This is a genomic window from Vibrio crassostreae 9ZC13 (genome assembly GCF_000272045.2).
GTDB classification, from domain to species: domain Bacteria; phylum Pseudomonadota; class Gammaproteobacteria; order Enterobacterales; family Vibrionaceae; genus Vibrio; species Vibrio crassostreae_C.
Map to the genome: position 1 here is coordinate 1,144,041 of NZ_AJYZ02000019.1, position 26,625 is coordinate 1,170,665.

At 44.4% G+C, this 26,625-nt stretch carries 28 protein-coding genes, 1 pseudogene and 1 riboswitch; of the genes and pseudogenes, 15 read left to right on the forward strand and 14 right to left on the reverse strand.

Going from position 1 to position 26,625, the window contains the following annotated elements; genetic code table 11:
- Window positions 1-290 precede the first annotated feature (290 nt).
- On the reverse strand, window positions 291-815 hold the full coding sequence (locus tag A136_RS06265) for a DUF3087 family protein (RefSeq protein WP_017064913.1): 525 nt from the start codon (window positions 813-815) through the stop codon (window positions 291-293).
- A gap of 256 nt (window positions 816-1,071) precedes the next feature.
- On the opposite strand from A136_RS06265, the gene trmY reads away from it, so the two are divergent.
- Window positions 1,072-1,671 carry a tRNA (pseudouridine(54)-N(1))-methyltransferase TrmY gene (gene trmY / locus A136_RS06270; protein WP_004733046.1) on the forward strand — a complete coding sequence of 200 codons (600 nt, stop codon included), beginning with the start codon at window positions 1,072-1,074 and terminating at the stop codon, window positions 1,669-1,671.
- A gap of 102 nt (window positions 1,672-1,773) precedes the next feature.
- Here the strand turns inward: trmY and A136_RS06275 are convergent, their stop codons facing one another.
- Window positions 1,774-2,874: a permease gene (locus A136_RS06275; RefSeq protein WP_017064914.1), complete on the reverse strand. Its 1,101-nt coding sequence runs from the start codon at window positions 2,872-2,874 to the stop codon at window positions 1,774-1,776.
- 233 nt (window positions 2,875-3,107) lie between these two features.
- Between A136_RS06275 and A136_RS06280 the strand changes: the two genes are divergently transcribed.
- Window positions 3,108-3,404 (forward strand): ArsR/SmtB family transcription factor, encoded by a 297-nt coding sequence (locus A136_RS06280; RefSeq protein WP_004733042.1) that lies wholly within the window; start codon window positions 3,108-3,110, stop codon window positions 3,402-3,404.
- Complete coding sequence (gene sigZ, locus A136_RS06285; RefSeq protein ID WP_017064915.1) at window positions 3,388-4,002, forward strand: RNA polymerase sigma factor SigZ; 615 nt, start codon at window positions 3,388-3,390, stop codon at window positions 4,000-4,002. Before A136_RS06280 ends, sigZ begins: the two co-directional genes overlap by 17 nt.
- A 137-nt stretch (window positions 4,003-4,139) precedes the next feature.
- Here sigZ and A136_RS06290 read toward each other — a convergent pair whose 3' ends face one another.
- Both A136_RS06290 and A136_RS23235 read right to left on the reverse strand, forming a co-directional pair.
- The gene (locus A136_RS06290; RefSeq protein ID WP_017064916.1) at window positions 4,140-4,754 is read right to left on the reverse strand and encodes a YitT family protein; all 615 of its coding nucleotides are present in this window, start codon (window positions 4,752-4,754) and stop codon (window positions 4,140-4,142) included.
- Between the two features lie 460 nt (window positions 4,755-5,214).
- Window positions 5,215-5,364 (reverse strand): hypothetical protein, encoded by a 150-nt coding sequence (locus tag A136_RS23235; RefSeq protein WP_198929243.1) that lies wholly within the window; start codon window positions 5,362-5,364, stop codon window positions 5,215-5,217.
- 29 nt (window positions 5,365-5,393) lie between these two features.
- Between A136_RS23235 and A136_RS06295 the strand changes: the two genes are divergently transcribed.
- The 3 genes from A136_RS06295 (at window position 5,394) to A136_RS06305 (ending at window position 7,993) form a co-directional block, all read left to right on the forward strand.
- Entirely contained in the window at window positions 5,394-6,605 is a 1,212-nt protein-coding gene (locus A136_RS06295) for an MFS transporter (RefSeq protein WP_017061697.1), read from the forward strand.
- A gap of 221 nt (window positions 6,606-6,826) precedes the next feature.
- Window positions 6,827-7,552, forward strand: a complete 726-nt coding sequence (locus tag A136_RS06300; protein ID WP_170962367.1) for a sulfite exporter TauE/SafE family protein — start codon at window positions 6,827-6,829, stop codon at window positions 7,550-7,552.
- Window positions 7,553-7,630: 78 nt separating this feature from the next.
- The gene (locus A136_RS06305; protein WP_017061695.1) at window positions 7,631-7,993 is read left to right on the forward strand and encodes an MmcQ/YjbR family DNA-binding protein; all 363 of its coding nucleotides are present in this window, start codon (window positions 7,631-7,633) and stop codon (window positions 7,991-7,993) included.
- Window positions 7,994-8,046: 53 nt separating this feature from the next.
- Here A136_RS06305 and A136_RS06310 read toward each other — a convergent pair whose 3' ends face one another.
- Window positions 8,047-8,793, reverse strand: a complete 747-nt coding sequence (locus A136_RS06310; RefSeq protein ID WP_017064917.1) for a phosphatase PAP2 family protein — start codon at window positions 8,791-8,793, stop codon at window positions 8,047-8,049.
- Window positions 8,794-9,180: 387 nt separating this feature from the next.
- A riboswitch (FMN riboswitch) is annotated at window positions 9,181-9,331 on the forward strand.
- 349 nt (window positions 9,332-9,680) lie between these two features.
- Here A136_RS06310 and ribB point away from each other — a divergent pair.
- Both ribB and A136_RS06320 read left to right on the forward strand, forming a co-directional pair.
- Entirely contained in the window at window positions 9,681-10,337 is a 657-nt protein-coding gene (gene ribB, locus A136_RS06315; protein ID WP_017054827.1) for a 3,4-dihydroxy-2-butanone-4-phosphate synthase, read from the forward strand.
- 338 nt (window positions 10,338-10,675) lie between these two features.
- Complete coding sequence (locus A136_RS06320) at window positions 10,676-11,524, forward strand: hypothetical protein (protein ID WP_017064918.1); 849 nt, start codon at window positions 10,676-10,678, stop codon at window positions 11,522-11,524.
- A gap of 141 nt (window positions 11,525-11,665) precedes the next feature.
- Here the strand turns inward: A136_RS06320 and A136_RS06325 are convergent, their stop codons facing one another.
- Entirely contained in the window at window positions 11,666-12,319 is a 654-nt protein-coding gene (locus A136_RS06325; RefSeq protein WP_017064919.1) for a cupin domain-containing protein, read from the reverse strand.
- A 135-nt stretch (window positions 12,320-12,454) separates the two neighbouring features.
- Entirely contained in the window at window positions 12,455-13,222 is a 768-nt protein-coding gene (locus tag A136_RS06330) for an SDR family NAD(P)-dependent oxidoreductase (RefSeq protein ID WP_017064920.1), read from the reverse strand.
- A gap of 105 nt (window positions 13,223-13,327) precedes the next feature.
- Between A136_RS06330 and A136_RS06335 the strand changes: the two genes are divergently transcribed.
- Window positions 13,328-13,666: a winged helix-turn-helix transcriptional regulator gene (locus tag A136_RS06335; protein ID WP_004741127.1), complete on the forward strand. Its 339-nt coding sequence runs from the start codon at window positions 13,328-13,330 to the stop codon at window positions 13,664-13,666.
- 40 nt (window positions 13,667-13,706) lie between these two features.
- On the opposite strand, the gene A136_RS06340 is transcribed toward A136_RS06335, so the two are convergent.
- Window positions 13,707-14,612, reverse strand: coding sequence for a LysR family transcriptional regulator (locus A136_RS06340; RefSeq protein ID WP_017064921.1), 906 nt, complete (start codon window positions 14,610-14,612; stop codon window positions 13,707-13,709).
- A gap of 210 nt (window positions 14,613-14,822) precedes the next feature.
- On the opposite strand from A136_RS06340, the gene A136_RS06345 reads away from it, so the two are divergent.
- On the forward strand, window positions 14,823-15,542 hold the full coding sequence (locus tag A136_RS06345) for an SDR family oxidoreductase (protein ID WP_017064922.1): 720 nt from the start codon (window positions 14,823-14,825) through the stop codon (window positions 15,540-15,542).
- 107 nt (window positions 15,543-15,649) lie between these two features.
- Here A136_RS06345 and A136_RS06350 read toward each other — a convergent pair whose 3' ends face one another.
- Both A136_RS06350 and ompW read right to left on the reverse strand, forming a co-directional pair.
- Window positions 15,650-17,461, reverse strand: a complete 1,812-nt coding sequence (locus A136_RS06350) for a choice-of-anchor I family protein (RefSeq protein ID WP_017064923.1) — start codon at window positions 17,459-17,461, stop codon at window positions 15,650-15,652.
- 200 nt (window positions 17,462-17,661) lie between these two features.
- On the reverse strand, window positions 17,662-18,309 hold the full coding sequence (gene ompW, locus A136_RS06355; protein ID WP_017064924.1) for an outer membrane protein OmpW: 648 nt from the start codon (window positions 18,307-18,309) through the stop codon (window positions 17,662-17,664).
- A 400-nt stretch (window positions 18,310-18,709) separates the two neighbouring features.
- Here ompW and glgC point away from each other — a divergent pair, with 400 nt between their 5' ends.
- Window positions 18,710-19,930 (forward strand): glucose-1-phosphate adenylyltransferase, encoded by a 1,221-nt coding sequence (gene glgC / locus A136_RS06360; protein WP_017064925.1) that lies wholly within the window; start codon window positions 18,710-18,712, stop codon window positions 19,928-19,930.
- A gap of 121 nt (window positions 19,931-20,051) precedes the next feature.
- On the opposite strand, the gene A136_RS06365 is transcribed toward glgC, so the two are convergent.
- Both A136_RS06365 and A136_RS06370 read right to left on the reverse strand, forming a co-directional pair.
- The gene (locus tag A136_RS06365; RefSeq protein ID WP_017064926.1) at window positions 20,052-21,482 is read right to left on the reverse strand and encodes a YfcC family protein; all 1,431 of its coding nucleotides are present in this window, start codon (window positions 21,480-21,482) and stop codon (window positions 20,052-20,054) included.
- Between the two features lie 412 nt (window positions 21,483-21,894).
- A pseudogene (locus tag A136_RS06370) lies at window positions 21,895-22,122 on the reverse strand (hypothetical protein); the annotation flags it as partial.
- A 57-nt stretch (window positions 22,123-22,179) separates the two neighbouring features.
- Here A136_RS06370 and A136_RS22165 point away from each other — a divergent pair.
- The 4 genes from A136_RS22165 (at window position 22,180) to A136_RS06380 (ending at window position 24,394) form a co-directional block, all read left to right on the forward strand.
- Window positions 22,180-22,437: a hypothetical protein gene (locus tag A136_RS22165; protein ID WP_229648214.1), complete on the forward strand. Its 258-nt coding sequence runs from the start codon at window positions 22,180-22,182 to the stop codon at window positions 22,435-22,437.
- Window positions 22,438-22,774: 337 nt separating this feature from the next.
- Window positions 22,775-23,131, forward strand: coding sequence for a ribosome hibernation-promoting factor, HPF/YfiA family (gene hpf, locus A136_RS06375; RefSeq protein WP_017061680.1), 357 nt, complete (start codon window positions 22,775-22,777; stop codon window positions 23,129-23,131).
- A 240-nt stretch (window positions 23,132-23,371) separates the two neighbouring features.
- Window positions 23,372-23,527 (forward strand): DUF3012 domain-containing protein, encoded by a 156-nt coding sequence (locus tag A136_RS22170; protein ID WP_017064927.1) that lies wholly within the window; start codon window positions 23,372-23,374, stop codon window positions 23,525-23,527.
- A 78-nt stretch (window positions 23,528-23,605) separates the two neighbouring features.
- On the forward strand, window positions 23,606-24,394 hold the full coding sequence (locus A136_RS06380; protein WP_017064928.1) for an HAD-IIB family hydrolase: 789 nt from the start codon (window positions 23,606-23,608) through the stop codon (window positions 24,392-24,394).
- A 94-nt stretch (window positions 24,395-24,488) separates the two neighbouring features.
- On the opposite strand, the gene dgcA is transcribed toward A136_RS06380, so the two are convergent.
- On the reverse strand, window positions 24,489-25,475 hold the full coding sequence (dgcA, locus tag A136_RS06385) for an N-acetyl-D-Glu racemase DgcA (protein WP_017064929.1): 987 nt from the start codon (window positions 25,473-25,475) through the stop codon (window positions 24,489-24,491).
- 57 nt (window positions 25,476-25,532) lie between these two features.
- Window positions 25,533-26,540 carry an N-acetyltransferase DgcN gene (gene dgcN, locus A136_RS06390; RefSeq protein WP_017061677.1) on the reverse strand — a complete coding sequence of 336 codons (1,008 nt, stop codon included), beginning with the start codon at window positions 26,538-26,540 and terminating at the stop codon, window positions 25,533-25,535.
- Window positions 26,541-26,625: the final 85 nt, after the last annotated feature.

Genomic DNA, 26,625 nt, shown 5'->3' on the forward strand with positions numbered 1-26,625 from the left:
ATCGAAACTTTCTTTTTACAAAGAAACCCTTGAAAGCGGACGTGAATTCTAGCGATTTAATCTTAAGTGTCAAACACTTTTTAAAATTAATTTGTTTCGAACTTTCCGTCTTACTGATTACCGCTGAAGCCTTGTGGCGTCTGCCGTGTCAGTGAGGCGGCATTATAGAGATCATCGTAAACATGGCAACCCCTTTTTTGATAAAAATTCAAAAAAGTTGCTTAAGTGTCTACTTTTACGTCAAAAGCGTCTTTCACAGGTCAAAGCTCATACAATAATGGGTGTATTACTTAAAACTTTGCGATTAGATCTTTCGAAAAAGCCTCTATATCTAGCTCAATGCTCCATTTCTCACTCACTTCTAGGATGTTATCTAGCGATTGCTGAACTGTTTTTATCGTCAATGTGTTGTTGTCTAGGTCGTATACCTGTTTTTGCGTGGTGTAATAGAAATAAAGGATGGTCAGCGCGTCTCGGTCGCCTTGCTCAGCTTTGGGTTGAATACGCTTGAGCTTACGATAGATTTGATTATGGATTTGTTTAAGGTTCCATACATAAAACGCTTCTTTGAAGTAATCATGCCCTTTCACACGGCTCGCGATAAATGCATTCAATGCGACTGATAAGATCACACCTAATACGTTCAAGTGGAAATTACCTGTCGATTCGCCTGCGATTGATTGCCCTGAACCGAATAGCTCGATCAGTATGGTTCCGAATACAATGGCGAACACTGCGAGTGACCCAACCAACGAAACCAACAGCAGGTTCATCTTCTTTCTATATTCTTCTTTATTGATCTTCTGTAACTTCATCGACTACTTCCTTATGTAAGTCACCTAATAATTTGCGCATACTATCTACGTAAACATTGGGTCGCTTCAACCCTTACCATCTTGTAATGTGGTCATTCTCTATTTAATACGCAGAGTTCTTCTGGTTGGCGCTATACGCAACTCTATTTGACTTCATTAATAGAAAAGAGTTACATACCGCCACAATTTTGGTTATTCATCAATTCATGTTGATAAAGTCCGTTTCGCTTTATCACATACTGACAAGGTACATTCCATGCGTTCATTTGTATTACGCGCTCGCGCAGCCCCTACAGAGAGCAAACTTATCTTAGAAGGTGTTGGGCAAGACGCTCATACTGAGATTCTGGCTCATACTCTGATGAACACGATCTTCGTTGCTCAATCTCACCGTGAGAATGTCACCGTGCATCTTGTGCTAGAAAGTACTAAAGACTTTTCACGTACCATTACATTCGATTCAAATGAAATCACCAACATTGGCGGCTTTCATGAATCTGCACTGTTATCTGCGGTAGTAAGAGCGGTTGACGCTTCTCAAGGCATGACAAAAGAACAAACACGTCAGGTAGAACCGGGCATCACTGTTCGTACCATGAGCTTTGAAAAGTTGGTCAAAGAACTGGCCGAAGACCACCAGCTATACATGATGGATAAGAAAGGTGACTTTATCCGTGATGCAGAGATTGCTGAAAACCCATGTTTCCTTCTTACTGATCACATCCCTATGCCGAAGAAAAGCTACAACAGCTTAAAGCGCTTAGGGACAGAAAAAATCAGCTTAGGCCCGAACATGCTGTTTGCTTCTCAGTGCGTTGTATTGATCAATAATGAGCTGGATATTCGCGGTTTCTAGCCCCCGGACTGATAAGCTAAACAAAAAAGAGCTCAACTAAGTGAGCTCTTTTTTATTATCTATCTCTTTGTATCAATGGTGTTATCTCAAAATCAGACCTGATTAACCAAAGATGAAGCTGTATAGGAAGCCTGCACCCATCGCCATGCTTAGGATAACGAATAGGAATGCTGCAATCATTTGGTTATTGAAGATTGATTTAAGCAGGATAACTTCCGTCAAACTTGCACCTGCACTACCAATGATCAATGCCATTACTGAACCCAACGCCATACCTTTCTGTACTAGAGCTGCACTTAATGGGATTACCGCTTCAGCACGAATGTACAGTGGAATACCAATCACGGCAGCTACTGGAATCGCATACCACATACCTTCACCAGCGTACTGTGCAATTAGGTCTGTAGGAATGAAGCCGTAGATGAATGAACCAATCGCGATACCCATCATTAGGTAAGGGAAAACTTGTTTGAAGTCTTTCCAAGTTGAGAACCAAATTCTCATCCAACGACTAGGTTCTTTATTCTCTACGATTTCAGCTGTTGCGCTTCCATCCGCTGAACAGCATGAAACCGTTACTTGTGGCTCTTCTTTTTTAGAATCGCAGCAAGATGTCTCTTTTGCCATTACTGGTGCAGGTTCGCCACATGCACTTGTACCACATGAAGATTCCGCTTTAACCGGTGCTGCTTTCTTAGGAGCAGAGTCACCACAGCTAGTGCCACAGCTTGAAGCTGAACCTGTTGATTCATACGCTTCAGGTTTTACGTAACGCTCAAAGCCAAGCTTCTCAAGTGCGTAACCAGCCACTACAGACACCGTCATTGCTACAAGGAAGTAGAACACAGCAACTTGCCAACCGAAGGTAATCACAAACAAACCAATGATCACTGGGTTCAATAGTGGGCTACCAAATAGGAACACCATCATTGGACCGAAACCCGCTCTTGCACGCAGCAATCCTTTTAAGAAAGGAATGGTCGAACATGAACAGAAAGGTGTAATTGCACCCAGTAGTGCTGCTACTACATAACCCTTACCATTACGTGAGCTCAGGATAGATTGAATCTTTTCTGGTGTAAGGAACTCTTGAAGAATCCCAACAATGTAGCTGATCGCTAAGAAAAGGATAATTAGCTCTACTGCTAAGAAAGCGAACATATCAAGTGCGTCTTTCAGCATTGTTAACATTTCATTGCTCATAATTAACTCCAAACTGGATTGAAGGTCGGGCTCTATGAGGAAAGTAACCAACCCTTAATTTCGAATATTCTCGAATTATAGAAATAAACAGCTCCAGATCAAGCTTTATTTCGATAAAAATCGAAATGATTTTCTAAAACACACTTTTTCAATGACTTACACAGCCACCGTTTTTAAATTTGAATTCGACATACATTTCGACTAACATCGAAATTAAATCTTGAGGAGTTAATATGAACTTAGAAGTCGTTGCGAAAGCACTTAAAGAGTTGGGCCACCCTATTCGCCTAACCATTTATAAGAGTGTCGTTAAAGCTGGCTACCAAGGCATTGCAGTTGGCGGCCTACAAGAAGAGCTAGGCATTCCCGGTTCTACCTTGTCTCACCACATATCAAGCTTGGCGTCTGCGGGTCTAATCAGCCAAAGACGAGAAGGAAGAACTCTATTCTGCGTGGCGGAGTATGAGTGCCTAGAAGGCGTGATTGATTTCTTACAAGACGAGTGTTGCGTAAATGAACAGTGCAACTGATGCACCTTTGAACGGGGCACCTTTGAATAAGGCACCTTTAAAGCTCGAACAAGTCTGGGCCGAGTATCAGCAAGCATTAAAGTCATTCCTGCATTCAAAGATCAACAATTCAGCGGATGTAGACGACTTGCTCCAAGATATCTTGATTAAGACCTATCAGAACTTAGACAAGGTACAAGATGCGAGCAGTGTTAAGGCTTGGCTGTTCCAGTTAGCCAACAACACCATTATCGACTTCTACCGTAAGCATGCACGCCAACAACGCGATAGCCAAATTGATGCTGAAGATCTGTGGTTTACCGATTTAGACCACGACTCTGAATTTAAGCAGAAGCTCTCATTGTGTATTGAACCTTTTATTCAGGCGCTGCCAGAACAAAGTTCATCATTACTGCTTGCTGTCGATATCAAAGGCCAAAGCCAAAAAGAGATCGCAGAGGCTCAAAACATCAGCTACTCAACCGTTAAGTCTCGTGTTCAGAAAAGCCGCGGGGATCTTAAGAACTTGTTTGAAGAGTGCTGTAACCTGTCACTTGATCAACAAGGCAATGTGATTGATTGCGAGCTTAAGCCGGACGCCAGCTGCGGCAAGTGTTAATCGCTACATGGAACCCGTTATTTCAATAGAACAAAGCCAGCAATTGATGCTGGCTTTGTTGTTTTCATAACCTGTAAATCATGCTTTGTTTATGCGAATCGAGTGCTTAAGCGAACCTAGTGTTTAGTCGAACCGAACTATGCTGCTTCCGCTTTTACCACAGGTTGATAGCGCCCCGGTTTATGATTCATTGCTAGAATCAAGTTGATTACTATCGCACCAAGCACAGACAGAAGAACCAATGACACATCAACAATGAACAGAGAAAGCACAACAATCGTGCAGTCTAGTGCCATCTGAACCTTACCTGCTCGAATTCCAAAACGTTCTTGTAAGAACAACGCCAGAATGTTGAAGCCACCTAAGCTCATCTTGTGACGGAAAATCACCAGCATGCCGGTACCAATCAAGCCACCACCAAGTAAAGCTGCATACAATGCATGAATTTCGGCAATTTGAATCACGTGATACAAGTGATCCACGGCGAACGAAACAATCGAAACCGCGATAAACGTATTGATTGTGAAGCGCCAGCCCATACGAGCAACCGACAAAATATAGAAAGGTAAGTTAAGTGCGAAGAATACTTGGCCAAAGCTCAAATCTGTTACTTTGGTAATGAAGATCGCTAGACCAGCCGTGCCCCCGGTGAGCAAACCGACTTGGTTGAAAAAGATAACGCCGAGTGAAACCAATGCGCTACCTAAGATCAGTGCCAGTAAGTTTTCGCGAAGATTATGATCTTTATCCATGTGAATGACTCTCCCTGAATCTTTTAACATCGCGTTTCAGTAGTCTTGAAACGATTTATGCCCAAATTTACGATGTTTGACAGATAAGTCGAGTGAACGAGCAATGTTGCTTAGTGATTAGTTTGTATATTAGTTTTTACAGCTTTGTGAAACTTCAAATTAAACAGCTAGTTATAAGCCTTAATTTAGACTTTCATTCTTAATTAGATACTTGTTTCTATTAACTAACGAGCTTCAAGTTTTCTTATTTATTGAGCGCGTTTTATACCAATTCCAATCAAGCGACAATCTATGCATAAAACGCATAGACTACATCACAAATGGTCATTTGATACATACCCGACTCATCACTATGATGCGCGACTTCTTACAACATTGAGCGCATGTCAACACCGTATGTTTTCACAATCTCTTTTTGCCCAACTTGCCAGAATGACGTTATTCCTCGTCATTAGTTTGGTTATTGTGCATCACAGTCAGCCATTGATTGATCTCTTGGCTCAGCATGCCGTAAGCAGTGGTTGCCACCAGCAGTCAGGGCATGATCATTCTGGGCACAAACATCACCATGAGATGACTGACCAACACATGTCAGCGCAAGACCACTCACATCACCACCATTAATTTAAGAGTATTAGAATGAGCATTTTCCGTTTTCCTTTACTGGTATGGCTAGGGATAGGCACACTTATTATCAGTCTAGGGATCAGACAATCATTCGGCATTTTCATGATGCCAATTTCAGAGCATTTCGGCACGGGTCGAGAGTTTTTCAGCTTCTCTATTGCTCTACAAAACTTATTGTTCGGTGTGTTCCAACCTTTTGTTGGTATGGCCGCTGACAAATGGGGAGCAAGACGCATCATTATTGCTGGCGCATGTGCTTACGGTTTGGGTTTACTTCTTACCTCAATTTCTACCGAATCGAGCATGCTTTACGTTTCGTTAGGCGCACTGGTTGGTCTTGGCTTGAGTGCGACAAGTTACGTGATCGTGCTTGGCGCAGTAGCGAAAGTTGTACCAGCAGAGCACGCGGCTAAGGCGTTTGGCTTAACCACGGCTGCAGGTTCATTTGGTATGTTCGCGGTAATTCCGGGCGCACAATACATGCTGAATGAATTTGACTGGCAGAGTGCGATGCAAGTGTTTGGCGTACTGTGTTGTTTGATGATCTCTTTTGCGCTGTTCATGCGAGCGCCTAAAGCAGCCTCAAACAAACAAGCGCAAGCTGAAGAGAACCAAACACTCAAAGAAGCGTTGTCTGAAGCGTTTGCTCACAAAGGTTACTGGTTGATTCACGCGGGCTTCTTCGTGTGCGGTTTCCACGTAATGTTTATCGCAACGCACTTACCGAGCTATTTAGCAGATAAAGACCTACCCGCGAGCAGCGCTGCGATGGCACTGGCTTACGTTGGCATCTTCAACATCTTTGGGTCTTACTTCTGGGGTGTAATGGGCGACAAGTTCAGCAAACGCCACGTTATGTCTGCACTGTACTTAGTGCGTACTGTGGTTATCGGTGCGTTTGTGACTCTGCCTGTGACTGAATCAACCGCGGCTATCTTCGGTGCGGCCATTGGATTCTGTTGGTTGGGTACGGTTCCGCTAACGTCTGGCTTAGTTCGTCAGATCTTCGGTGCCCGTTACCTATCAACGTTGTACGGCTTGGTATTCTTTACTCACCAAGTGGGTAGCTTCTTAGGCGCTTGGGTGGGTGGTCGTATTTACGATTACTACGGTTCTTACGAGCCAATCTGGTGGTCAACGGTGGTGCTGGCATTTGCAGCAGCACTTATCCATTTACCAATCAATGACAAGCCCATTGAGCGACTGAAATTGGCAATGGCTTAACGTTTTATGCTGACTCCCCCACTAGCGTAAACAAGTCGTTCCAATAAAGCGAGTGAGTATTGAAAGGAAGCATCCTGAGATACTCACTCGCTTTTTTGTTGGTCGTTATAGTAGAAATTATAACTAGCGAAACTGGCATAAAGCTCACTGAATAATAAGACTATTATTTTAGTTTTCATTTATAGTATCCACCCGCTCCTTTAAAACTAATCCGCAGGCTTATGGAATACATAGATCAGACTGTCCTTATCGCAATGACACTCATTTTTGTCGGCTCGTTTGTGCAAACCGCAATCGGCTTTGGTTTGGCCATTGTTGCAGCCCCACTGCTGTTTTTGGTCTCTCCAGATTATGTGCCTGCGCCTATCTGTTTGATCGGTCTGTTTATCTCGTTATTCAACGCTTTTAAACATAGAGCAAATATCTCTATTGGCGGATTAAAAATCGCATTGCTGGGCCGTATTCCTGGGTCACTGGCAGGTGGTGCTTTGTTGGTGATGGTTTCAACGAGCGTGTTATCACTATGGTTGGGCTTATTGGTAGTATTTGCCGTGATTGTTAGCCTACTGCCCTTTAGACTCGAACCAACCCCAACTAAGATGGGTATTGCGGGGTTCTTCTCTGGGTTCTTTGGCACCAGTTCTGGTATTGGTGGTCCACCGATGGCACTGCTACTCCAACACCAAGATGCCAATCAGCTTCGTGGTAACCTTTCTGCGTTTTTCGTGTTTAGTTCGATCATTTCGTTGGTTGTACAGATCCCAATTGGCTTCTTCACGCTACACCACTTGATCATCACTATACCTTTGCTGCCTGCTGCTTGGTTGGGTTACAAAGTGGCGTTAATGACGACACAAAGCATCCCTAAAGAGAAGATACGCATTGGTTCATTACTGCTATGTTCTCTCAGTGGCTTTACGGCAATCTGGCAGGGTTTAGCTGGCTAGTTATTGGCGATAAAGACAAGAAGAAGAAAGACATCTTAGAAAACCAACACAAACACCCAGTAGATAAAAGGACGCTCTATGACTTACGACGAATTCAACGCATTCTGCGAGTCACTGCCTGCAACCAGTTATGTGATGCAGTGGAATAACTCGCACGTTTGGAAAGTGGGTGGCAAGGTGTTTGCGATTGGTGGTTGGGGACCGAAAGATGAGCCTGCGTTTATCTTCAAGGCGTCCGATCAGAATTTCGACTTTCTCAAAGAAGAGCCGGGCTATAAACCCGCACCCTACTTTGCTTCACGCGGTATGAAATGGATTCAGCTGTTTGAAAGCACGCCACAAAGGGATGAGGAGCTGAGATACTATCTCATTGAGTCACACCGAATTGTGTCCTTAGGTCTAACCAAAAAGAAGCAAGCAGAGCTAGGGCTCAATCAGTAGCGTTTATTACGTACTGCTAATCTGAGCCCTTCTTTTGCAGTGAGGACGGATCCCTAAGAAGTCTGTTTCAAAAATGCAGGTAAATAGCGTTCTATTTTTTGCTCTGAGATAAGCGGCACCAATAAATAGATCAAACCCGCAAAGGCAATAGATCCGGCTAAGTCTTCTGGTCGATGCATGCCAAGCCAAACACGGCTATAGGCGACACCACCAGCCCAAACCAGTAAACCGCCGACTAGATAAAAGCGTTTCGCCTCTAGGAGAAGACCACCAAAGAACGCCAAACACACACCGACGAAAATCATATGTCCAGATGGGAAAGAGTAGTCAGTTTCACCCAACCAGTGACGCGTTCGCCACTCGCTCACCTTATCTTGTACAGACTCAATCGCAGCATTCTTTTCAACCAATGGTAATTCGTAAAACACTTCCGGCATATCAACCACTTCCTGCGTCACCAAATACTCAGAATAAGGACGAGGGCTCTCAGTGGAATGCTTTAAGAAGGTTTTCGCTGCAAAGCTAAGCACCAACAACAAGCCGAGCTGCAGACAAAGACTGACTAACTTAGCTTTGGAAAACTTCATCGTGAACAATACTAAAGACAAAATCGCTAGCGTTACCAAGAATCCTTGATTGCCCGCAGAGTAAGTCACAAACGTTATGAAGGCGCCATAGAAAGGCAAAACAGCACTTCCAAGGTCGAAGTCAGATCCAAAGATCAAAAAGGGTATGAGGGAATACAAACTTAGAACGAGCAGTAATAAGCCTTTGGATTTGTTAGAGAACAGAGAAGTCATGGCTAAGATCTTTTAGATAAAGTGGTCGGATGCTATCGCAGCTTAGCATCGTCAATATCAATTTTATGTCAAAACGGTCAGTCAGCCGTCATGGTGTAACAATATTCGATTAATGGACCTCTTGAGTATTGATTCGGTGAACAGCCACGCCAGCACCAATAATGTTCAACATCCATTTATGTTCATAGAGATAGCAAAAACCACTGAAACCAGACGAGACAAAGGCATCATCCCACTAACTAGACTACCGGACGCGTTCTGCTGATAAAGTGAACACTTACCGGATTATAAAGCCAGAATCTTAAAAACTTTGCTGTCAGTCCTTTAAATCCACTATTGAAAGGATTACCATCTGGTCTGCTTTCAAAAGCAAAACAGATTATTAATTTTTATTCTCAGGGCGGGGCGAAATTCCCCACCGGCGGTATGTCCTTAGCAAAATCTAAAGATAAGCCCGCGAGCGCTCGATTCGTCGAGGTCAGCAGATCTGGTGAGATGCCAGAGCCGACGGTTATAGTCCGGATGAGAGAGAATGAAAACACACTCGTTTAAGTTGGAAAGGCGTACCCGCGTGAGTTGGGTTCGTACCTCCAACTTAGGCGGGTGCATTTCGTTTTGGATAAAACCATAATGAGCTAATACCAATCACAGTAAATAAATGATCAGAGATAGCGCAGGAAAAACGCTTGAGAACAAGGCAAAATTTTTCGATAAGTAGTTATTCTACAGTCAAAAATTCTAACGCCGTTATCAAGGGTTTTAACTAGCTAGAATGACCAGTTGTTTACTACGATTGGTACAAGTTACTTGTAATGAGTAGGCTTTGTTGTGCTCGGTTGAGATCCCTCATACAGCCCTGATTCTGGTGATATTTTAGGAGTTTAACCATGAATCAGTCTTCACTACTTGCCGAATTTGGCGAACCAATCACTCGCGTTGAAAATGCACTGCAAGCTCTACGCGAAGGTCGTGGCGTACTTCTACTTGACGATGAAGATCGTGAGAACGAAGGCGACATCATCTACTCAGTAGAACACCTGACGAATGCTCAAATGGCGCTTATGATCCGCGAATGCAGCGGCATTGTGTGTCTGTGTCTAACTGACGAGCAAGCGAACCAACTTGAACTTCCACCTATGGTTGTTGATAACAACAGCGCAAACCAAACTGCGTTTACCGTCACTATCGAAGCGAAAGTTGGTGTAACAACAGGTGTTTCTGCCGCTGACCGTGTAACAACGATCAAGACAGCTGCAAATCCAACAGCTAAGCCTACTGACCTTGCTCGCCCTGGCCACGTATTCCCATTGCGTGCTCGTAAAGGTGGTGTACTTGCTCGTCGCGGCCACACAGAAGGTACTGTGGATCTTATGCAAATGGCTGGTCTTCAATCGGCAGGCGTACTATGTGAAGTAACCAACCCAGACGGCACAATGGCAAAAGCGCCAGAGATCGTTGCTTTCGGCAAACTTCACAACATGCCAGTACTGACCATTGAAGATATGGTTATGTACCGCACTGAGTTCGACCTTAAGCTTGCGTAACGTTTAGTGCTAAACGCTTAGCTCTTAAGCTAACGAAACTCAGAAATGAACATTGAAAGGTCTCACTCTTACTGCTTTTTCTAGTTAAAAGTATATAAAGGGTGAGGCCTTCTTCATTTCCTACACTGAAATCTAAGTTCCATCTCATCGCCCACGACTAACCTCTCAAAAAATCCTGCAAAATATGAGAAACATTCACTAGAATGGTGAAGTCATGCACCATCATTGATCATCCATAATTACAGGGAAATCATAAGCAACTGAAATATAACACTTATTTATTTTGGCACGGTGTCTGCACTACCACTAAGTAGGTATACAAATATTAGGAGTTGAATATGTTTGTAGTTATTTCAGTGGGTTTATCCCTATTAGTACTTGCGGCCCTGTTTCATTTCTCAAGGAAGAGACAAACAGCGCTATCACACAGGTTTGAAACCTTAGTTCTGCTTAGAGAGTTATTGTTGTTATCACGCAAACACCGCGCGGCAACGCATTACGCTCTGGCGTATAAATTGTCTAGCGACTCGATTCGTAAAGTGAACGAGATTTACGACAACATACTTGAGGTATCTGAGCTGCTTCAATCCCATGTGTCGTTTGACAGCCGCCCTATGTATCGCATCTATCACCTCAAGCTCATCGCTATGCACAGCGACTGGCAAAACCGTAGCTTGGTGCGTAACCAATCGATTCATGGCAAAACAATTCGCCATAGCATGTTCTTGATGGATGAAGTAATGATCATCTGGCTAATTCAGTCTGAGCGTGAAGACATGAGCCGTGAGTACCACATGAATTGGCAACAGATCTTAGATTGCATGGAGATCCTGACCAAATTACGAATGTGTATCCCTGATATGGAGAAGCCTGAGGAGTACGCGAGATTCAAATTCTACGCCTCTCAGACACACAGAAAACTCAACCAGTTATCGATTATCTGCCCTCTTAGTAGTGGGTCACCGGTTTGTACGCGAGCGATGCATGCACTCTCAGAGATCGCATCAAGTAACGAAGCGACCCAACCGGCAGATAGCATGTACGAATTAACCAGTGATATCTCTAGCGTCGTGTCGCAAGTTTACGACCAAGTATTATCCGACATTACTAGAAGCTTGTATCAGCCTTTACCAGACGTAAACGAAAAGGTGATAAATACCCGATTATCAGTGCATCATTACATGTAAAGACTTCGTGAGAGGAGAGCGTGCTGGAACTCTGAATTATTGAGTTCAAATCCGATATCACCTTTGATGTCGGATTTTTGTATTTATGGGCTTATATATTTATTTGGTTCTATTTTAGGGCGAGACATATTGAGCATTCCTTTAATCCAATGGCAGATGCCCTGTTTTCACTAAGATAACGGTCTCTTCTTCCACATAAGGGAAATGCTCGCTCATATGCGGGCTGCGCATCCATGTGTGTTTTGGATACTCACCATGTTCGTCTTTAAAGGTGCCAGAAAGTACAAATATCTCTTCTCCACCAAAGTGACGGTGCGGCTGAAAACGTTCGCCAACAGGCCACTTCACTAAAGCGACATGCTCGTGTTCGAACTCATGCAGTGGCATCACTTGTAAGCCGCCAATACCCTGAAGCCATTCTGTTTCCAAAGTATTAATACGAACTTGAGTTAAGTCTCTCGCGTCAAACTGGTTGAGCTTAACCAAGATCGTACAGCCATTTTTGCTGGATGGGGAATGCGCGCTGCCCGGCGGATTACGGATATAAGTGCCCGCTGGGAAATCTCCGGTTTCATCAGAGAACACACCCTCTAATACGAAGATCTCTTCACCTTGCGGATGTGGGTGCTCAGAAAACGAAGAGTCAGGATCGTACTTCACCACGCTGGTCGTGTGGCCCGATTCTTTCTCTTCTCTTTCAAGTGGCTTACGCCAAACCCCTTTAGCAGGGCTTGCGACCCAATCTAATGTCTCGGTTTCTATAACCAGTCTCTTTGAAAAGTCCATATTGAACATAATGGCGACCTTACTCTTGTTATCGTTTTAATTATTATTGTTGTCTTTCTCGTTTCTATTCTACGCGAATACTGATCAAGGAGGCTATCTCGCTGCTATTTTGCCTGCGCGATAGCCACCTAAAAAGAATCCTAATTAATTGCGGCCAGCAATCACTCCGCCATCAACATCCCAGATTGCACCCGTTACCCAATCTGCACTGTCTGACAGTAGGAAAGAGATGCTATTAGCGATGTCTTTCGGCAAACCTACTCGACCAATAGGATGGAACGCGTTGAAGCCTTCTAGCGCTTGATCCACTTCTTCAGGTTTGATGAAAGATTCGTAAATCGGCGTTTTAACCACAGCCGGAGACACCGCATTTACACGAATGTTATGTTCAGCCAGTTCCATTGCCATGTGCTGTGTTAATGCGTGTAAGCCAGCTTTAGCCATTGAATAGGCAGAAGATGGCGTCGCTTTGATTGCTTGCTTACCCCACATAGAACCAACGTTAACCACACTGCCGCCGCCGTTCTTGATCATCAACTTGCTTATCGCTTGAGTGATGAAGAAGGTTGCTTTATTGAGCTGCATGTATTGCTCGTAATCAGATTCTTGGTGCTCAATAAACGCTTTAGGGTTGAAGTAACCAGCCGCATTAACAAGGTAACCAATACCCTCTTCAAGCGACTCTAGATGCGTAATAAGATTCGCTACACTCGCATCATCATAAAGATTAGCTTGCCAGCCAGTAGCGTGGCCTAATGATTGAAGTTCTGACACCGCTTTATCTAACTTAGTTGGGTTATTGCCGACAACCAGCACATGGATGTTTTGAGCGACCAACTGCTTCGCTGTTTCAAAGCCCATACCGCTTGTGCCACCGATTACGACTGCAATACCATTTTTAGCGAAGTTCATTTTGTTATCTCCTAAGTCATGTGAACGTGGTAATCTTAGGCTTTGAACTAACACTATGAATAGTAAGTACAAATCGGTTAGGTAGGTACTTATTGGTACATCTTTATGAAAAATCAGGAAAACTTTTTTTCAAGAAAATCAGCACCAGAGCGTTCCGCTCGTATGGTTGAAACCATCTACGGCTGTAAATGGTCACTAACGGTTTACCAATTACTGGCAAATGGCATCAATCGCCCTGGTGAAATGGTGCGTTCGGTCGAAGGGTTATCAACCAAGGTATTGAATGAATGTTTGAAGCGAAATGTGGAGTTCGGGATTTTAGATAAGCAGATGTTCAACGAACTGCCACCAAGAGTTGAATACCAAGTGACACCCTTTGGTGAAAAGTTCTTACTGATTCTAGATCAACTGGAAAGCCTACAAAACGAAATCGACGAAATGTAGCCCAAACCGGTCAAACGAATAGCAGAAACAGCAAACCCACTTAGCTCACCGGCATTTGTTCAAAGCGACTTTTCACAAAATCAATAAAGGTTCGAATCCGGCTTGGTTGATAGCGGTCTCGGTGGTAGATCGCTGAAAAGTCCACTTTAGGTACTACCCACTCATCAAACACCTGCTCTAGTTGTCCATCATTGAGTTCTTGTAAACAATAGATGGTGGGAACTCGAATAATCCCGTTACCCGACTTCGCACCTTGCACCAACACTCGGCCATTTTTACATTGCAGCCTGCCCGTCACATGCACATCGACCGTTTTCTTAGTGTCGTCCAACGCTTGAAAACTCCACTTACGCACCGAGCCTGTTAAACAATCATGATGGATTAGATCTTTAGGGTGATTAGGCTTTCCTTTACGAGCGAAATACTCAGGGCTTGCGAGTGTTCCCATCTCTATGTCCAAAAGCTTTCTTGCGATAAAGCCTGCGTCTTCTAGGCTTCCCATGCGAAAAGCGATATCGAACGCGTCTTCAATCAAATCAACTCGGTTACTGCTGAAATCAAGGCTAATACTGATATCTGGGTAGAGCTGCATGAACTCATTGACCAGATCTGCGATGACCACCTCACCCAGATAACCGCCGACACAGTTTACTTTTATGTCGCCACGTACTTCTTCGACGTCATCCACAGCAGCAATCAAGGCTTGGTCTATATTATCTAAGGCTTGTTCACATCTCGCGTACAGATCTTGCCCTGCGTGAGTCAGCCTTAAGGTTCGAGTGGTGCGGATAAACAGTGTCACACCCATCTGCTTTTCTAGGCTACTCACTTGGCGTGATACGTGGGAACGAGACACATCCAACTCCTCCGCCGCTTTGGTGAAATTACCTAAACGAGCGATCAGCACGAAAGAACGAATATCAGACAGGTTAATTTGATTGAGCATGGCCGCCAGCTTACTAGTGAGGTTATGAGATAGACACTTTTATTGTTGCACCACAGCAACAGTGTTTCAAGTAAAGCGCCATATATCAACAATGCTATTTTCCTTAATATACCTCCATCGCAACGAAGCAAGGCAACAAGCACTTGATTCGAATGCACTTAAACAATACGTCGTAGCCAACCGACGCAATTAAAGTACAGAGGAAATAAAATGAAAAAACTAATCGTAATTACAGGTGCAAGCTCTGGTATTGGTGAAGCAATCGCTCATCGTCTAAGCGATGAAGGTCACCCTCTGCTACTTTTAGCTCGTCGTATTGACCGCCTTGAAGCGCTGAACCTACCAAACTCTCTATCTGTGAAAGTAGACGTAACAGACAAAGCGTCTTTTGATGCAGCTATCGCACAAGGTGAAGAGAAGTTTGGCCCTGTAGATGCACTTATCAACAACGCTGGCGCAATGCTTCTTGGTCAAATCGATACTCAAGACGCTCAAGAGTGGAAGACAATGTTCGATGTGAACGTAATTGGTCTTCTAAACGGCATGCAATCTGTACTTGCTCCTATGATGGAACGCAACACAGGTACTATCATCAACATCAGCTCAATTGCGGGTAAGAAAACATTCCCAAGCCACGCTGCTTACTGTGGTACTAAGTTCGCGGTACACGCTATCTCTGAGAACGTTCGTGAAGAAGTAGCAGCTTCAAATGTTCGTGTTACTACTATCGCACCGGGTGCTGTTGAGACTGAGCTTCTGTCTCACACTACATCTCAAGAGATCAAAGACGGTTACGATTCTTGGAAAGAAGACATGGGCGGTGTATTGGCAGCTGACGATATTGCTCGCGCTGTATCATTCGCTTACCAACAACCACAGAACGTATGTATCCGTGAGATTGCTCTAGCACCAACTAAGCAACAGCCATAGGCCTTTGCTATCGCGACTAAATCAGCGATGAACTAAAAAAGCGCCACGACTTAACAAGTTGTGGCGCTTTTATTTTGATTCAATCTAATTGCTAGCAGTAAGCGAGATTAGAACTCAACGCGGTAAACTGATGTGCTACCGCTCACTTCATTGCCGACAGCGATAAAGTGGCTACCTGAACGCGTAAAATACTTAATTGATTCAGGACCTAGGTCACCCGCTTTAAAGTTGTAAGTATCGTTGTCGCAATCACCGTCTTCATCAACCTTAGTGCACACTGGTTGTGTGAAGTCTCGGTTGTTCAAGTAGCTGATGAAACTTGCGTTCTTAGGCTGTGTTACGTCGTAAACCATGATGCCACCTTGGCGCTCAAGTCCAATAAAGGCATAGTGCTTGCCGTTGATCTCAGCCACTTCGATCGCTTCAGGTTCTACGCCTTTATCATCACTACGATCGTCACCGCTTTGGTTGTTATCATTGGTGCTGTTGAAGTTTGCAGGATCTTGCTCAAGTACGATTCGAGCAAAATCATCGCCGCTATCAAACACTAGCTCGCCTGACTCATCCCAGATAGAGAACGAGCGGCTGCCGAATGCTTGAACCTTTTGGTCAGCAGCGAGTGTCCCTTGTGGCTTAATCACTTTAAGACGTGCAAGTTGCTTGTTGTCTTTCAATGCGCCATCTAATGGGTGGTTAGCGTCAATATCTAACTTCTTGCCGCGTACTTCATCGACATAAGCGATACAAAAGTCTTTTTCTGTGGTGTAGTTTTCGGTGCCTTGATAATCGTCACCGTCCCACTCAAAACCTTTCTCATCACACATTTCTTGCGTAGTCTTGATGCCATATTCACGACCATCACCTTCGTTCGCAGTCACGATGTAGGTGTTGCCATCAACACTGTAGCTAGTGATGCTATCTGGCATGTAGTGGCCTTCTAACATCGCGTAGCTTTGCAGATTACCGATATTTTTGTCTTTGTTTGACGCATCTAGCTTAGCGTTATCCCAAGGCTTTCCGCCTAGTCCAAGAATCGCATCCACATGTGCACTCGCCACATCAATCGCTGCCAACGCGTTGTTCTCTTGGAGGGCAACGTAGAGTTTTCCGTTATCCGCAAATGTTAGGTATTCCGGTTCAAGATCTTGAGCAACCGTTGCATTCGGCGCAGAGATTCGAACCTTGTCGGTCAGTTCTGTATGGCGAGACTGACCTTGATTGAATACCTTGAAATCAATCTGCGTGACTTTCGCTTGCATCGGCCCATTCGCTAAATCGACCAGCGTCACAGAGCCTTCAGGGTCAATGCTGTAATCTGCATTCGGCTCACCTTCATTTGCGGATGCAATGTAACGGCCATCTTTCGAAAAGCTAACCATATCTGGCAATGCGCCAGCAGCATAAGTGGTGATCAGCTCTAGCGTGTCTGAACGATAAAGTGCAATGATGCCGTTTTGTTGCTTATCAGCATTTTCAATCGCGACAGCAACTAATCCTTGATGAGTCGACACACTGTTCGCGGCACCAATATCAATACCCGAAGCTGCAGCCGCTGATTGAAGGTCGATAGAGCCCTCAGATGCTGGTGCGCTGTCAGAGTTTATCGATAACACATCGACTTTTTGTGCTTGAGCATTGACGACATAAAGCTTGTCGGTACATGAATCGTAGCTGACGATTTCGGCTGCTGAAGTATCAAACGGGGCATCGGCAATAGCACGTCCAACCAGGCTGATTCCGGTTACCTCAGCATTGGAAGCGCTTGGCTGCTCGATGGATTGGCATTGAAAGCTAAAAGCATCAAGTGAGGTTTGAGATAGCGTATTCGCCGTAGATGATGTTGACTGAGAACATCCAGCCAGAGCGGAACTCACTGCGATAGGTAGTAATAAAGTCAGCTTATTAAATTTACGATTCATATATCCTCCATAATTTGAATCGCGATCATAGAGGCCGCTTATGACAGTTATCTTTCCCTTTTGTTAACAATAGGTGACGACAATCGGTTTCTTTTACCCATAACAACAGAGGGTTAGAATGAGCATTTCATTAACAAGCACACAAAAAAAGGCGCACAAGCTGGCTGGTGCTTGAGCGCCTTAGTAAACTGAATCGTAGGTTAGAAGTTGTAACCACCACCGATCATGAATACCCATGGGTCGATATCAACGTCTGTTGAGTACTGAACACCACCCGCTTTGTATTTAGCTGTAGTGTCGATATCTGCGTACCAAACCGATGCGTTCAAGAACCAATCTTCATTGATCATGTAGTCCATACCGATGTTTGCAGCAAGACCCCAAGAGTCATCAAGAGACAAGTCGCTCAAACCAGCATCTTTGCCCGTACCATTAAGTTCTTCATCGAAAAATACGGTGTAGTTGATACCCGCGCCTACGTAAGGACGGAATTTGCTGTTTGCTTCACCGAAGTAGTACTGCACCATCAGCGTAGGTGGTAGGTGTTTTGTGTCAGCGATATCGCCTAGACCACCATGATTTGTAGAGATTGTATGAGAGAATGGCGTTGCTGCAAGAATTTCAAGACTGATGTTATCTGTAAACATATAGCCAAATGTCAAACCAAGTTGGGTGTTTGAATCCACACCAAATTTTGACCCCGATGTCTCCAGAACATCTCCACTGCTATCGTTAGGAGATACCATTGCTGCACCTGCACGGATGATGAAATCACCTTCTTTATGAGCAAGAACGTTGGTTGACATAAGAGCCGCAATAACCGCAATACCACATACTGTTTTTTTCATTATAATTTCCTTTTGGGGGCTTAATCTTTGTTGGTGAATGAGTAATCATTTCTTATTTTGCGTGCAAGGTATCATAGAATAACCCTACTTTATTGATGGAAATCAATTTGTGAAAATTTGTGATTATTTATGTAAATTTATATCGACCCGATCACTTTATCTCTTCATTTTATTGACAGTTTTGTAATGCAACTTTTCCGTGCGTCATTTTGTTAATCCAATCCCTTCACTTTGCTCAGCTCTCTTTGGATCAAAATAGAGCAAGCCAATATCTCGCACGCATCATTTTGGTGCAGCTCTACAAGAATCAATCTTGCCGCGTATAATATTCAATGAGTTACATTTGGCTTAGTGCTTGCAAGTCTATGTTCATAATCATAAATACATTGAGGTTCTGATCATGCAAGACACTCTAACAATCGTTCTGGCCGGCGGTGTTGGCTCTCGGCTTTCCCCTCTCACTGATAACCGTGCAAAACCTGCGGTACCCTTTGGTGGCAAATATCGAATCATCGATTTCACTCTCGCGAACTGCTTACACTCTGGGCTACGCCAAATTTTAGTGCTGACTCAGTACAAGTCTCACTCTTTACAAAAACATTTGAGAGATGGTTGGTCGGTGCTTAACCCCGAGCTCGGCGAATACATCACCAATGTTCCCCCACAAATGCGAACCGGTGATAGCTGGTACAGCGGTACTGCCGATGCAATTTATCAAAACTTGTATCTGCTTTCTCGCAGTGAAGCCAAGCATGTGGTGGTGTTATCCGGTGACCATATCTATCGCATGGATTACGCGCCAATGCTCAAGCAGCACAAAAAGAACGAGGCCGACCTAACCGTGGCGTGCATGGAGGTTTCGATTGACGAAGCCAAAGAGTTTGGTGTGATGGAGATAGATGAATCTCTAGAGATCAATAACTTTACCGAGAAGCCGCGTTACCCTGCCTGTGTACCTGGCAGGCCGACTCGAAGCATGGCTTCAATGGGCATTTACGTCTTTGATAAAGAAGTGCTAACACAAGCGCTACTGGCGGACGCCGAAGATCCGAACTCAAGCCACGATTTTGGTAAAGACATTATTCCTAAGTTGGTCGGCAACAACAGTGTTTACGCATACAAGTTTGGGGATGAAGAAGGCCGAGTGACCCAAGATGCGTACTGGAGAGATGTTGGTACTATCGACTCTTATTACCAATCGAATATGGACCTGTTAAAGCCAGCTTCGCCTATCGATTTATATCAACCTGATTGGGCGATTCGTACTTACGAACCGCAGCTGCCACCCGCACGAACCATTGCTTCAGTTGAAGGTAATCAAGGAATATTCATCAACTCGATGATAGCGAATGGCGTTGTAATTGAAGGCGGCTCGGCGCAAAACTCAATCTTCTTCCCGAAAGTGAAAGTCAGCAATGCCGCGATTGTGATTGATAGTATTCTGTTTGAAGATGTTGAGATTGGAAAAAATTGCCACATACAAAACTGCATCATCGACAAGAACGTTAAGGTGCCTGACGGAACCCAGATCGGTCTTGATGGCCTTGCCGATGCGAAACGCTTCCACATATCAAAACAAGGCGTGATTGTGGTGCCCTCTTCTTACCAATTTGAAGAGTAACCTTTAACGTTGGAATAGCTTTTCTTTAAACGAAAAAAGGCAGCGAATTCGCTGCCTTCTTATTTACTCACACAGCTTCAGTTAAGCCTTAACTGTCCATGTATTCGATTAAACAGAAACCTTAGAAAGGCCCTAACTCAATCATTTGAGCAATCACAACAGAAACCAAAGCGCCTACCGACCAGAACAAGAACAGTGGTAAGAAGAAGCGAACCCACTTGGTGTAAGGTACTTTTGCTATAGCCAATACCGCCAACAAGCCACCATTGGTTGGGTAAATATAGTTAGAAATACCATCACCCAATTGAGAAGCCAGTGCCGCCACTTGACGAGTCACTTCACCAATATCTGCCAACGGAATAATGATTGGCATGGTGATCACCGCTTGGCCACTGCCCGATGGAATGAACAGGTTGATCGCAGCCTGCGAGAAGTAGATCCCTGCTGCTGCCACAAGTTTAGAGCTACCAGAAATGATCTGTGCAAGATAGAAGATAATAGAATCAACAATCTTCGCGTCTTCCATAATGGTTAGCACTGAACGAGCAAAAAAGATGATCAGTACCGCGATCAATACGTCGCTAACACCTTTGGTCCAATACTCACAGATCTTGTTCGGAGATAAACCCGCCACCAAACCCGGAATAATAGCCATCGCCACGAATGCACCCGCAATCTCGGTGAAGCCGAACCCCATCGTCAACGTGCCGAAGATCATGTATGCGAATACGCCCAAAAACGCGATGCCCGCAAGCTTTTCACGTGTGGTCAGTGTTTTCGCTTCAACATTTGATTCATAGTGGTAACCCGTGCCGTGTAACAAGCCTTTGGTCGGATCTTGCTTAACTTTGCGCGCGTAGTTAAGCACATACCTTGCACCCGTTAACAACATGAACATACCAACAATAAAGCGGTACCACATGCCTGAATACATAGGCAGTTCAGCGATAGTGTGTGCAATACCCGTAAAGAATGGGTTAGCCAAAGCGGCCGCGAAACCGGCACAACTTGCCAGTAAAACAACGCCAAGTGCCGTAATCGCGTCATAGCCAAGCTTGATACAGATCGGGATCATCAAAGAGATAAAAATGACATCAAGTTCACGCATACCGGTGAAGGTAACGTTGAAGAAGATCGCCGTCATGATCACAGGCGCAATCACGTATAAGCCTTGCTTCTTTAGCTTAGTAGTTAGTGCAACAACGGATGCGTCTAACAGACCCATGTGTTTGATAATGCCAAAAGCACCACCCACAAATACCACAACGCCCATCACGCCAGAAGCGGATTTGAAGCCTTTAAAAAATGATTCGAAAAAAGAGGCTAATGTTGTTGGGTTGCTGGTCAATTGTGTGTAGCTGTCTGGGTCGATAACCGTGCGGCCATTCATGACCACTCGCTCGAATTCACCAGCAGGGATGAAGTAAGTTGCAATTGCAGCAACGATCACCATGATAACCAAAGAGAGAAACGGGTGGTTTACTTCTTTCTCTGTGGGCGCTGCGTTAGCAGCTTGAGATGTAGGTACGGATGTAGATACCGTAATCGTCATATAGACTCCTTATTTGTCAGCAACTAAGGTTCACTTAGCCGCCGGAGGGATTTTTGGAAAAACGAAACCCTTCACGCTGAACTAAGTTCGCGCTAATTTAGGTTGTTTCAAAAGGCCTTTGATAGATGGAGCTCTCAAATGTACATAGTGAAGTAGTGAGAACTACTCTCTTTGCGTCCGAGCAAAATGCAGATGTTCAGCCAAGTCAGGCCAAACTGAATGAGGTCATTACAAGCAGGTAAACAGAAAAGTCTGTTTTGGTAATGCGTTTTTTATCAATTACAAAGACAAGCGGCGCATACTAGCACAACGAGTCATTAATTGTCAGAAAAGTGTGAGTTTCGTCATACTTTGGTGAGCAAAAGAAAAGCGCCCACTAATAAGTAAGGCGCTTTTCTGCAATCGAATCGAGTTACTTAGGTGCTAATTCGTAGTTTTCTTGCATCTCATGAGGGGCAATCCCGTACTCATAATCCGCTAAGTAGCCATCCTTATAGACCTTCATTCCCTTCTCATCCCAGCTCACTTTGATCATCGCCGTGTTGCCATCTTCACTGCCTAACAGCTCCAGCATTTCTGCATCAATCTTAATGGCTTTGATGGTTTTAATACGCTTAAACGGCTTAAATTCAGTGGCCGAGAATACGATGGCCGAGCGATAACGCTTAAGCTTGAGTCCAATCGCAAAGATTCTCGATTGTTGCTCAAACTGCAACATATTGATCTAGGCTCAATTGATGAGTCTCGCATTTCAGAACTTGTGCGATTCAAAGTCGAAACGCCGGTTCGCTATGAAGGTGACATTAATTATTGGCGTCAGGGCGTCGAATTTCCTGTCGATCAACTGGCATCCAATAAAGAAGTCGATATTCGAGCACGCATTACCATACCCGAGTCTCAACTCACAGCAGGAGAGTTTCACTTCAATATGGAGTGGGCAGTTGAGTGTCTATAAATTAGTAACTTAAGCTGAGTTTTTAATCAAAGAAGAAAAAGTGAGTGAGCTGGAAAGAAAATCAATGGAGTGACAAGTTCGGAATTATAAAACCGATAAAGAGAGATTCACTGGGAATTCGCTGTAGGTTAGCGCAAATTATCAAGGATGGAGTTTTTTTGAACATGTCTTTAAAACACGAAACATAATATGCGATCAGTTCATCGGACTTTCAAGGGAGTAACAAGAGAATATTTGATAACACTGAAGTCAATCACACATGTGCTAATTCTCAGTTGGTTAATCTATGCGATGTTTGCTACGTTTAAATGACACAGTCATTGGAAAGGTATGATTTATGAAAATAAATGTTCAAACACATCATGTATCAATTAACGACGAGTCACGCAAAGACATCGAAGGTAAATTCGAGAAGATATCTAACCATTTCCCATCACTGATCAGTTGCGACATCATCATTACTAAAGAACACGGTCAACATCAGGTTGAAGTATTCACCAACTACGAAGGTGTACGAGTAACAGCAAAATCGACAGACGATGTTATGTACCCAGCTATCGCTGCAGCACTTAAGAAACTTGAAGCGGGCCTAAGTAACCGTAAGGGACAATTGAAAGCCGACCTACACGAGAAACCAACAAGCACGAAGCCAGAGATTGCTTCGGACATCATCCAAGAGATGAAATTGGTATAAATCGATAAGTAGTTAAAGCGAAATAACGAATAGAAACTTATTAAGAATTTCAAAGCCAGCATACGTTGCTGGCTTTTTCGATCTTAAAGCCAAGCAAACCTTCGCTTCTTTACCGTCCCTCGAATTCAGCTCAACCCCACATCATTATTAACGCCCTTAAGTTCTTAGCAGCTATAACAATCACTTGTGGGATTTGATACAGTTATAAGCAGAAATTTAGACCACAACGGAATGTTTATTATGAAGAAAATCGCGTTGATACTTTTCCTTACTACTCAATTAATGGCTTGTACCGAGGTTGGCAGTGAAGCTTGGTGTGCGGATATGAAAGAAAAGCCTAAAGGTGACTGGACGGCTAATGAAGCGGGCGATTTTGCTAAACACTGTATTTTCTAATCACGTTAGCTTCTAATTCTACATTGGGCTGAATTAATACGCTCTGTGTAAAACAATCCATGGAATAAGTGAGTTTTAATGGAACACCAACTAGACAACAACTGGAAGCACATCGAATGGGTATTAACCGACGTCGATGACACGCTCACTTGGCAAGGTTCACTCCCTCTAGAAACCCTGATTGTGTTACAAAAGCTGAGAGACAATGGAATCAAAGTGGTCGCTGTAACGGGAGCCTGTGCTGGTTGGTGTGACCATATTGCGCAGCTCTGGCCTGTCGATGCCGTGCTTGGAGAAAACGGCGCCTTCTTACTAGAGAAGCAAGATGATGCATTACAACTCTCATCTGAAACACCGCTAGAACAAGTGCGTAAGAACCAAGCTAAGCTAAAACAAGAAGTTGAAGCGATCTTGTTGAGTTACCCCGACCTATCGCTAACTTTGGATCAATCTTACCGCTTGTGTGAGGTCGCGATTGATATCGGCCAAAACCGTAAGCCTGTTGATCCTGAAACTGTTCAAGCGGTACTCGAAAGAATACACGCTTTAGGCGCACACGCGATGGCAAGTTCGATTCATATCAACGCTTGGTACGGCGAACACTCAAAGAAAAACGCCGTGCACCGTTTCCTGGCTAATAAAGGCTTATCGCTTGAGCAAATCCACAATCAAGCCTGCTATGTCGGCGATTCAATGAATGATCAGCAGATGTTCAAATCACTTCCACTTACCGTTGGCGTGGCAAACATTCAACATTATTGGGATAAGCTAGAGCATCATCCAAGCAGGGTCATGTCGCAGCCTGGTGGCTATGGGTTTGCAGAATTTGTGGATGCGCTGCTGAGGCTTAAAAGTGAAGTAATTTAGATAATCGCTCAGACTTTGAAGCAAAAATCGCACAAGTTTTCACTCATACGATTTCATTCATGTCATGTCCATCGATTAAACGGGCTCAACGAACTTAGAGAATAATCATCCCATCTCGATAAGTCAGTGATGGTGCTACATCTTGACCAAGTAAGACTGGGCCATCGAGGTCGACGATTTCAGATTGAACGGCGATAGGCAGAGCTGCACGCATCGCCAGCGATGTACCGAGCATACAACCCGACATCAGCGTAAATCCTAGCCTTTGAGCTTCTTCAGCAAGTACCAATGCTTCGGTCAAACCACCTGTTTTATCGAGCTTGATGTTGACCATTTCATATTTGCCTAACAAAGATGAAAGTTGCGAAGTGGTATGACAGCTTTCATCAGCACACAGTGGTATCGGGTGCTTGATGTGCGCCAATGAGGCATCGTGCTGTTGGGGTAACGGCTGCTCGATCATCGCAATATCAAATTCTACCAGTTGATTGAACAACTCTTCGAGATTCAATCCTGTCCACGCTTCATTCGCATCCAATACAATTTGAACATCTGCCGCAGCTTCTCGTACCGCGCGAACACGCTCTACCACCTGCTCGCCGTCAAGCTTCACTTTCAGAAGTTTCGCACCATTCGCGACATAGTCTCGAGCCTGAGTCGCCATGGCTTCTGGCGTGCCAATCGAGACTGTCATTGCAGTCACGATTTGAGCAGGCAACTCAAACAAGCTATTCGGAAACGTCTGGTCGTTCTGCTGAGCTTGATAATCCCAAAGCGCACAATCGACCGCATTGCGCGCTGCCCCTCCGGTCAATAAAGACTGAAGATGATCTCTTAGCTCTGCCGGATCAGTAACGCCTCGTTCAAACATAGCTTCAAGTGCGCTAGACGCTTGTTGGATTTGCGCTAACACAGACTCCGATGACTCGCCGTATCGTGGGTAAGGCGTGCATTCGCCCTGAGCTCGTTTGCCACCATATTCAATGTAAACACGAACAACGTGACACTCAGTTCGACTGCCACGAGAGATGCGAAAAGGCGTTTGCATCGCGATAATAATGGGTTCAGCTGTAATCTTCATAATTTCACTCGGTTGATGTTCACTTTAACAAATGGAAACGTAGAAATGATGAAGTCGTTAAAGTGAATGTCGCAAATGATCAGTAATGTGTTGTACACCAAAGCGCACTGGGTCCGTCACTGGCACTTGATAGAGTGTGGTCCATTCTTGGCACAATGTCTCAGCCTCTTCAATGCTAATCGCCGACGTGTTCAAGCAGATACCCACCAGCTTCGCGTCTGGATTAGTCAGTCGCGCCGCTTGCAAGTTGGCTTCAATCGTCTGTTCTATGCTTGGTAATTTAGCATGAGGAAGGTTACGAATATGTGGTCGCCCAACTTCATGACACAGCACTAAGGCATCAGCTTGTGCGCCATGTAAAAGACCCAAACTCACGCCTGCAAACGAAGGGTTGAACAAAGAGCCTTGCCCTTCAATGATGTCCCAATCGTGGTCGGTAAAATCAGGGCTAATCGCTTCAACTGCGCCAGAAATAAAATCCGCAACCACCGCATCAATCGAAATACCGCTGCCTTCAATCAAAATACCTGTCTGCCCTGTCGCTTTAAACTGAGCGGATGTTCCCGCTTGTTTAAGCGACTTTTCAATCGCTAATGCCGAGAACATTTTGCCTACTGAGCAATCAGTTCCGACAGTAAGCAGGCGCTTACCTTGACGAAGCTTACCGTTACCAACATTAAGAACACCGTCAAAATGGCGTACATCATGAAGCTTAGTCAATCCTTGTTGCTGCATGTCAGCAAGCGGTGAAAATTCACTCAATCGTTGGTGCATGCCAGATGCAATCTCATATCCCATTTCTGCAGCGGCCATAATGGTTGACTGCCAAGAATCAGGAATAACACCACCCGGATTTGCGGTACCAATCACTAGCGTCTTCGCGCCCTGCGCTTGCGCCTCTTGCAGGGTCATATCCGTTAAGCCCAGTGAAACGGTATCACCCGTTAAACGCAGTTGACCTAGGCAGATTTCTGGTCGCCATTGATGAATACCGCGAGCTGTTTTTGCAGCGAGTGGGTCAGTAACATCCCCAAGAAAAAGAAGGTAAGGTTGAGCGATCGACATGAGTATTCCTAATTAATAAGCCCTTGTATGGGTTTACTTTAATTAAGAACTTCGAAGGTGCCGAATGCCTATTTATGGCGAGCCT